The sequence below is a fragment of the Luteibacter sp. genome, from assembly GCF_051958795.1.
GTDB lineage: Bacteria > Pseudomonadota > Gammaproteobacteria > Xanthomonadales > Rhodanobacteraceae > Luteibacter.
Window position 1 is genome coordinate 1 of record NZ_JBQCFT010000210.1, and the last position, 7395, is coordinate 7395.

3 protein-coding genes are annotated in these 7395 nt (G+C 66.0%); 1 reads left to right on the forward strand and 2 read right to left on the reverse strand.

What is annotated here, in order from left to right:
- Positions 1-31 precede the first annotated feature (31 nt).
- Together ACTHLF_RS10655 and tdh are read right to left on the reverse strand one after the other, a co-directional pair.
- Complete coding sequence (locus ACTHLF_RS10655) at positions 32-3613, reverse strand: DUF748 domain-containing protein (protein ID WP_440327268.1); 3582 nt, start codon at positions 3611-3613, stop codon at positions 32-34.
- Between the two features lie 169 nt (positions 3614-3782).
- Positions 3783-4817, reverse strand: a complete 1035-nt coding sequence (gene tdh / locus ACTHLF_RS10660; protein ID WP_440327270.1) for an L-threonine 3-dehydrogenase — start codon at positions 4815-4817, stop codon at positions 3783-3785.
- A gap of 190 nt (positions 4818-5007) precedes the next feature.
- On the opposite strand from tdh, the gene ACTHLF_RS10665 reads away from it, so the two are divergent.
- Positions 5008-7128 carry a S46 family peptidase gene (locus tag ACTHLF_RS10665; RefSeq protein WP_440327272.1) on the forward strand — a complete coding sequence of 707 codons (2121 nt, stop codon included), beginning with the start codon at positions 5008-5010 and terminating at the stop codon, positions 7126-7128.
- The last annotated feature ends 267 nt before the right edge of the window (positions 7129-7395 follow it).

A 7395-nucleotide genomic window follows, 5' to 3' on the forward strand; every position in this document is an offset into this window, starting at 1 on the left:
CGCGCTCCCACAGGGGGAGGGCGGGACGGGCTCAGTGCAGGCCGAAGTCCACCCGGGTGGTCTTCCCGCCGTCGTCGATGCCCTTTGGATCGAGCTTGGGCGCCACGACGAACACGCGCTTGTCGTCCACCTTGCCCTGCAGCCACTGCCGCACGGCGTTGGCCCGCCGCTCGGCCAGGTGGCGCAGCGCATCGGCGTCGACCGGTATGTTGGTCTCCATCAGCGTGCGCATTTCCTCGGGTGGCTGCGACTTCGTCAGGCCGATGATGTTCTTCGGCTTGGGAAAGTCGGCATGCCGGTAGGCGCGTTCGAGGTATTTATCCTGCTGCTCCTGGGTCGGCGGCGTCGTATCGTCGCCCTTGTCGTTCACCTGCTCCTGGTGGACCAGGTCGTCCACCATCACCTTGCGGAGGCCGCTTTCGTCCTTGCTGGTATCGATCCGTCCGACGATATCCAGGCTGATCGAGGGCTTGTTGTTGAGCACCTTCACCAGCTCGGCAAGTTTGGTGTCCGCCGCGGGATCGAGTACGGCTGAGCCCGGGGCGAACTCCAGGTAACCCAAGTCTTCGCGACCGCCGCCTGCCGAAGCCAGCAGGCGGAACGGCGAGGTCACGGCCTTGACGATGAGATTGCCGATCGCACGCCAGACCAGGCCGCCGACGCTGAAATGCGGATCGTCGAGCGAGCCGGAGACCGGCACATGGACGTCGATCCGGCCTTCGCTGTCTTTCAGCAGCGCGACGGCCAGCTTCACCGGAAGATGGCTGATGCCCGGGCCTTCGATGCGGTCGCCGAAGGTGAGCTGGTCGATGAAGATGTGGTTATCCGCACTCAGCTTGCGCTGGTCCAGCGTGTAGTGGACATCGACGTTCAGGCGGCCGCGGGTGATGGGATAGCCCGCGTACTTGCCGGAGTAGGGCGACAGGTTCGTGAGCTGGATGCCCTCGGCCTTGGCGGTGATGTCGAGGAACGCGACGGGCGCCAGCGGATTGATCGTGCCGTCGATGTTGACCGGCGCGTTGCCGTCGAGCTGGCCCTGCAGGGTGAGCGGTGCCGGTGGCGCGCCGCCGGCCGTACCGAACGCACCGATCTTGCCCGTGAGGTCCATCACATCGGCCGTGTAATTCGGCTTGATGAAGTTATCGGTGTAGTTGAGCCGGCCCTTGGTCAGGGTGATCTGGCCGATGCGGATGTCGGCGTCGGGACCCGCCGCGGCGGGCACGGGCACCGGTTCGTCGGCTTTCTTCGGCGCGGGGTTCGCCTGCGCCTGGGTGACCGAGACGGCACCCGGGGCTTCCGGGTTGGCGACGACATCCTGCAGGTTCAGGCGGCCGGTCGCGTTGATGATCACGCGGGCATAAAAGTCATCGAGGGCGAGGCCGCCGATCGCGATCTTCGGCACGCCTTCGCCCATGGCCACGGCCATGTTCGTGGCACTCAACGCGTTCCAGCGCAGGAAGTCGTCGTTGGTCAGCTTGTCCTGTACGCGGACGCGTCCCAGCGTGGCCTTGCCACGGTAGCCCACGCGCGGCGTGTCCTTGCCGCGATCGGTGTAGCGCGCGTCGCCCTCCAGGCTGAGGAGGCCGCTGGCCACGGTCACGTTCAACGGCACGGTCACGAGCGCCTGCAGCGGCGCCACGTCGATCCGCGTGGCCTGCACCTTCAGTTCCGCATCGAGCGGTTCGGGTTTGAACGTTCCGGAGACCGCGAACGTGCCTTCTCCCAGTCCACCTTTCAGATCCAGGCTGATCGGCTTGCGCAAATCATCGGAAAGGCCGTCGATGCTGAAGGCGCTGGCGGTGAGGTTGATACCCCTGCGCTTCCCGGGCGCCTTCGCGTCGCGCAAGGTGACCTTGCCATCGCTCAGGCCGAGGTGGGCGACGCTCCACTGCCAGCCCTTGCCCGCGGGATGTGCGGCGCTGGCATTCGCGGGGAGCACGCTGGTTAGATCCAGGTTCCCGTTGGCGAGCCGCTTCATGTCGAGGACGAGACCGTCCAGAAGCACGCTATCGATGCGCGCTTCGCTGGTCGCCATGTCGACCGAGGCGATGGTCGCGCTAAGCGATGTCCACGTGACGGGGGATGCCCTTCCACCGTGTGGCACGAGGTTGAACCCGTCCAGGTGCGCCTTCGCCTGCTCGAGCCGAAGAGTCGCGGCATCATGCCAGTCGGCTTTCAGCGTGCCGTTGGCGGTAAGCGACCCGCCGGTGACATCGGCGGCCAGCAGCGGCGGGGTCAGCGGCATCAGCGGTGCGAGCGAGACGTCCTTGATCGATACCTTGCCGGCGTACCGGCTGGCCGCAAGCTCGAACTGGCCCTGCGTGGCGAGCGAGCCGCCAGCCATGTTGGCTGACACATCCAGCGCGGCGGCGGGGGCCTTGACGGTGCTGAGGCCCTTGAGCGTGCCGGCGAGGTGTTCCAGCACCAGTCGCGCGGGAGCCGGCGCGGCAAGGTCGGCATACTGGACGCGGGTGTTTTCCAGCGTGAGTAGCCCGATGCGCACATCCATGGGCGGTGCAGTCGGGTCGGGCTTGCTATCGCCGCCGGTCAGGGCATCGAAGTTGCTCTTTCCGCCGGGCAGGCGGGCGTAGCGCAGGGCGCCATCCTTGATCGTGATCTCGCTCAGCCGGTAGCGCGACGACATGGGGTCGAGTACGCCCAGGTCGGCGTCGGCGTGGCCGATCGCAAGCAGGTCGCCACCGTCCTTGCCGGTGACCTTCAGGGCGTCCAGCGTGAGGCGCCCCTTGATGCGGATGGTCGGCGCCTTCTCGCCCATGATGAAGCTCACGCCCAGCAGGCCGGACAGCTTGCCGCCCGGCACGGCGACCGGCAGGGGCGCAGGTATGAAGCCGACGTAGCGGGGCAGGTCGAGCTGGTCGAAGTGGAACGTGACCGTCGATTCGCGGCTGGTGGCGAACGGCTTGGTCTGGCCCTGCACCCTGAGCGGGCTGCCATCGATAGTCATCGCGAGCAACGGCTGCACGAAAATATCGGTATCGGCCGGCAGGTTCGCGATGAACGGGATGCCCAGCTCGAGGTGGTCCACGTGGTGGGTGGCATCGAGCACGCGGTCGTCGAAATCGACCTGGCCATCATGGATGGCGATATTGGTCAGGGCGAAGCGCGCCGGGCTACTGTCCTTGTCGGCCGGCTGGCTGGCGAAACGCTGGATGATGTCGGTGAAATTGAACTGCTGTGGCGCGCTGCGCTGCAGGTGGACGCGCGGGCTGTCGATGCGCAGCTCGTCGAGGATGGGCGCGGCATGAAACAGCGAGGCCCAGGATGCATTGGCCGTCACCCGGCCGATATCGAGAAAAGCCGTCTTTCCGTCCGCTTCGGCGATGTGCAGCTGGTCGAGGGTGAGGCGCAGCGTGAACGGATTCAGGCTCACGTGCCCGACCGTGACCTCTCGGCCCAGCGCGTTGCTAGCGCGGGTGGCGATCTGCGAACGGATAAGGGAGGGTGCGGCGAGAAAGCCGAGCAGGGCGAAGAGGATAAGGGCGATGACCAGCCCGAGCCCGATGCGCCGGGCGCGGCGTGACCGGTAAGTCGCCAGCGCGCGATCCCGCGCGCTTTGCCAGGGCAGGTCCCGCCAGCCTTTACGAGTGTCCATACCATCCACCCCTTCGAACGCGTTACCCCCGGGGCGGAAGTGTACTCGTTGTGAAGGGCATGGATTCGGTAGGAGCCCACCCTGTGGGCGACATCTTTCGCCTCACTGCGCAGGCCCTGTGGCGTTACCGCGAACGGCGTCGCCCACAGGGTGGGCTCCTACGGCAGGCTCAGGTCCAGCTGCAGACGACCTTGCCGCAGACGCCGGCGTCCATCAGGTCGAAGCCCTTCTGGAAGTCGTCGATCGCGATCTGGTGGGTGAGCACTTTCTGCAGCGGGAAGCCGGTGAGCACCATCTGGGTCATCTTGTACCAGGTCTCGTACATCTTCCGGCCGTAGATGCCCTGCAGGGTCAGGCCCTTGAAGATCACCTTGTCCCAGTCGATGCCGGCGCCGCGCGGCATGATGCCGAGCATGGCCACCTTGCCGCCGTGGTACATGCACTCGAGCATGTCGTTGAAGGCGCGCGGGTTGCCGCTCATCTCCAGGCCCACGTCGAAGCCTTCGATGTGCAGGTCCTTCACCACATCCTTCAGCGACTGGTTCGCCACGTTGACCACGCGGGTGGCGCCCATGTCGGCGGCCAGCTTGAGGCGATAGTCGTTGACGTCGGTGACCACCACGTTGCGCGCGCCGATGTGCTTGGCGATACCCGCGGCGATGATGCCGATCGGGCCGGCGCCGGTGATCAGCACGTCCTCACCGATCAGGTCGAACTCCAGCGCGCAGTGCGCGGCGTTGCCGTACGGGTCGAAGAATGCAGCCAGTTCCGACGGGATCTGGTCCGGGATCGGCCACAGGTTCGAGGCCGGCATGGTCATGTATTCGGCAAAGGCGCCGTTGCGGTTCACGCCAATGCCGATGGTGTTCGGGCAGAGGTGCTGGCGGCCGGCGCGGCAATTGCGGCAATGGCCGCAGACGATATGGCCCTCGGCGGAGACGCGGTCGCCCACCTTGTAGCCCGTGACGCCCGGGCCGATCTCGGCGATGCGGCCGACGAATTCGTGGCCGATGGTGAGGCCGGGCTTGATCGTGCGCTGGGACCACTCGTCCCACTTGTAGATGTGCAGGTCGGTGCCGCAGATCGCCGTCTTCTCAATCTTGATCAGCACTTCGTTCGGGCCCGGGGTCGGGACCGGCACTTCTTCCATCCAGATGCCCTGTTCGGGGTTGCGCTTAACAAGCGCCTTCATCGTCTGCTGCATGAGCTTTCAGGTTTCCGTGGGGACAGGCCGCGGGGTGGGCCAAACCACCATTATAAGCCGCGGCAGGTACGTTGGCTTGTGCGCCGCGGCATTGCCAGTGGCCCGGCCGGGCCTCTAGGGTGGGGCAGCTTTGGAAACCTCAGGGGCAAGTGAGACGATGCGAATCCGGACCGTAATGCTGGGAGCCGCCATGGCTTTGGCGCTGGAAGCGAAGGCGGACGAGGGCATGTGGATGCCCTCCCAGCTGCCTTCGATTGCGAAAAACCTCAATGCCGCGGGCTTCCGCGGGAACGCCGCAGACCTGGCCGACCTGACCAAGGCGCCCCTGAACGCCGTTGTCCGCGTCGGCGGCGGCACCGGCTCGTTCGTCTCGGCGGACGGCCTGCTGGTCACCAACCACCACGTGGCTTTCGGCGTCATCCAGTACAACTCCCGGCCGGACCGCGACCTGATCACCAACGGATACGTGGCGCCGGACCGTGCTGGCGAGCTGCCGGCCAACCCGGACTACCGGGCACGGGTCACCGTCGGGTTCGACAAGGTCACCGAGCGGATCCTCGCCGGCGCGAAGGGCAAGACGGGCAGGGCGTACTACGACGCGGTCGATGCCGCTTCCAAGGCGCTGGTGGCCGAGTGCGAGAAGGAAGCCGGGGTGAAGTGCAGCGTGGCCACGATGTTCTACGGCCGCGACTTCTACCTGGTGAAGCAGCTTGAGCTGCGCGACCTTCGCCTCGTCTACGCACCGCCGCGCGCGATCGGCAACTACGGCGACGAGACCGACAACTTCATGTGGCCGCGCCATGCGGGCGACTTCACCGTTCTGCGCGCTTATGTGGGCCCGGACGGCAAGCCCGCTGACTACTCGCCCGACAACAAGCCCTACCACCCGCCGTCGCACCTGCAGATCGCGACGGAAGGCGTGGCCGAGGGCGACTTCGTGATGCTGGCGGGCTACCCGGGCATTACCTACCGCCACCGCACCGCCGCCGAGTTCGCCGACCAGGTGGAGTGGCGGCTGCCTACTTCCGTGGCCGTGCTCAAGGGCCTGCAGGACGTGATCGAGGAACAGGGCAAGGCTGACAAGGACGCCGCTATCCACTACGCCTCGCAGCTGCAATCGCTGAAGAACGGCATCAAGCGGTTCAGTGGCGAGCTGGAAGGGCTGGAGCGTAGCGACGCCGTCGCCACGCGCCGTGACGATGAGGCCGCCATGCTTGCCTGGCTGGCGACCCAGCCGGATGCGAAATCGCTTAAGCCGCAGATCGACCAGGTCATGGCGTTGATCGCGCAGGGCAAGGATGTACGCGAGCGCGACCTGTTGATCGGGCTGCTGTCCTCGCAGACCCAGCTCATGCGCGGCGCGCTGAACGTGGATCGCCTCGCCGTAGAGCGCCCGAAGGCCGATGCCGAGCGTGAATCCGGCTATCAGAAGCGCGACGAAGAGCTGATCCAGAGCCAGCTGAAGCAGATCCAGCGGCGCTACGATCCGAAAGTGGAGAAGGCGCTCATCACCTCGCTGCTGACCCGCTACCAGAAGCTTCCGGCCGCACAGCATGTGGCAGAGGTCGACAAGGTGTTCGGCACCACGCCAGCCGCCCTGGCGAAGTCCCTGGATGCGATCTACGGCGCCACGAAGTTCGGTGACGAAGCCGAGCGCAATCGCCTGTTCGCCGCATCGCCCACTGATATCGAAAAGAGCAGCGATGCATTGATGGTGGCGGCCCGCGCCCTGCGTCCGGCGCTGCTGCGCATCGAGGATGAGAAGAAGGGCCGTGATGGCGACCTCCTGCGCTTGCGCCCGGCTTACATGCAGGCGCTGATCGGTTACCGCGAGAAGCAGGGCAAGGCCGTCTACCCGGACGCGAACTCCACGCTGCGCGTGAGCTACGGCAAGGTCACGCCGCTGGTCGCCCGCGATGCGGTGACGTACGCACCGCTCACCACGGTGCAGGGCATCGTCGAAAAGAACACCGGGAAGGTGCCGTTCGATGCGCCGAAGCCGTTGCTCGATGCGATCAGCAAGGGCGACTTCACCGGCTACGCCGATCCGAAGACTGGTGCCATGCCGGTGGACTTCCTCTCCAACCTGGATACCACGGGCGGCAACTCCGGCTCGCCGGTGTTGAACGCGAAGGGTGAGCTGGTCGGCCTGAACTTCGACAGCAACTGGGAAGCGGTGAGCGCGAGCTGGATGTACGACCCGCGCTACAAACGCGCCATCCACGTGGACATGCGCTACATGCGCTGGCTGATGGACAAGGTGTATCCGTCGCCGGCGTTGCTGAAGGAGCTGGGCGTGCCCGCGCGCTGATCGGTATGGCGTAGCGCCCTGAATAAAAGGCCGCCCACAGGGCGGCCTTTTTCATGGGTCTTCGCGGAAGTCCGGGGATGAGCACTACGTCCCGCTTTTGAATCGGTTCATTCGCTGGCGCGAATGCATGTTTTGAGCGGCTGACGCCGCCTCGCCTTCGTAGGTTGAGGAAGCTGCGGGTGGGCAGGCCCTTGGGGCCGCCAGGCGCGGACCTTCGGACCGGGCCGTAGCGCCGCTCTCGCGAAAATCGACAGGTTACGCGGCCCT

What these genes read in the sequence shown, in the direction of transcription:
- ACTHLF_RS10655 (WP_440327268.1), bottom strand. Translation starts at nt 3,613, where the DNA reads ATGGACACTCGTAAAGGCTGGCGGGACCTGCCCTGGCAAAGCGCGCGG.
- tdh (WP_440327270.1), bottom strand. Translation starts at nt 4,817, where the DNA reads ATGCAGCAGACGATGAAGGCGCTTGTTAAGCGCAACCCCGAACAGGGC.
- ACTHLF_RS10665 (WP_440327272.1), top strand. Translation starts at nt 5,008, where the DNA reads ATGGCTTTGGCGCTGGAAGCGAAGGCGGACGAGGGCATGTGGATGCCC.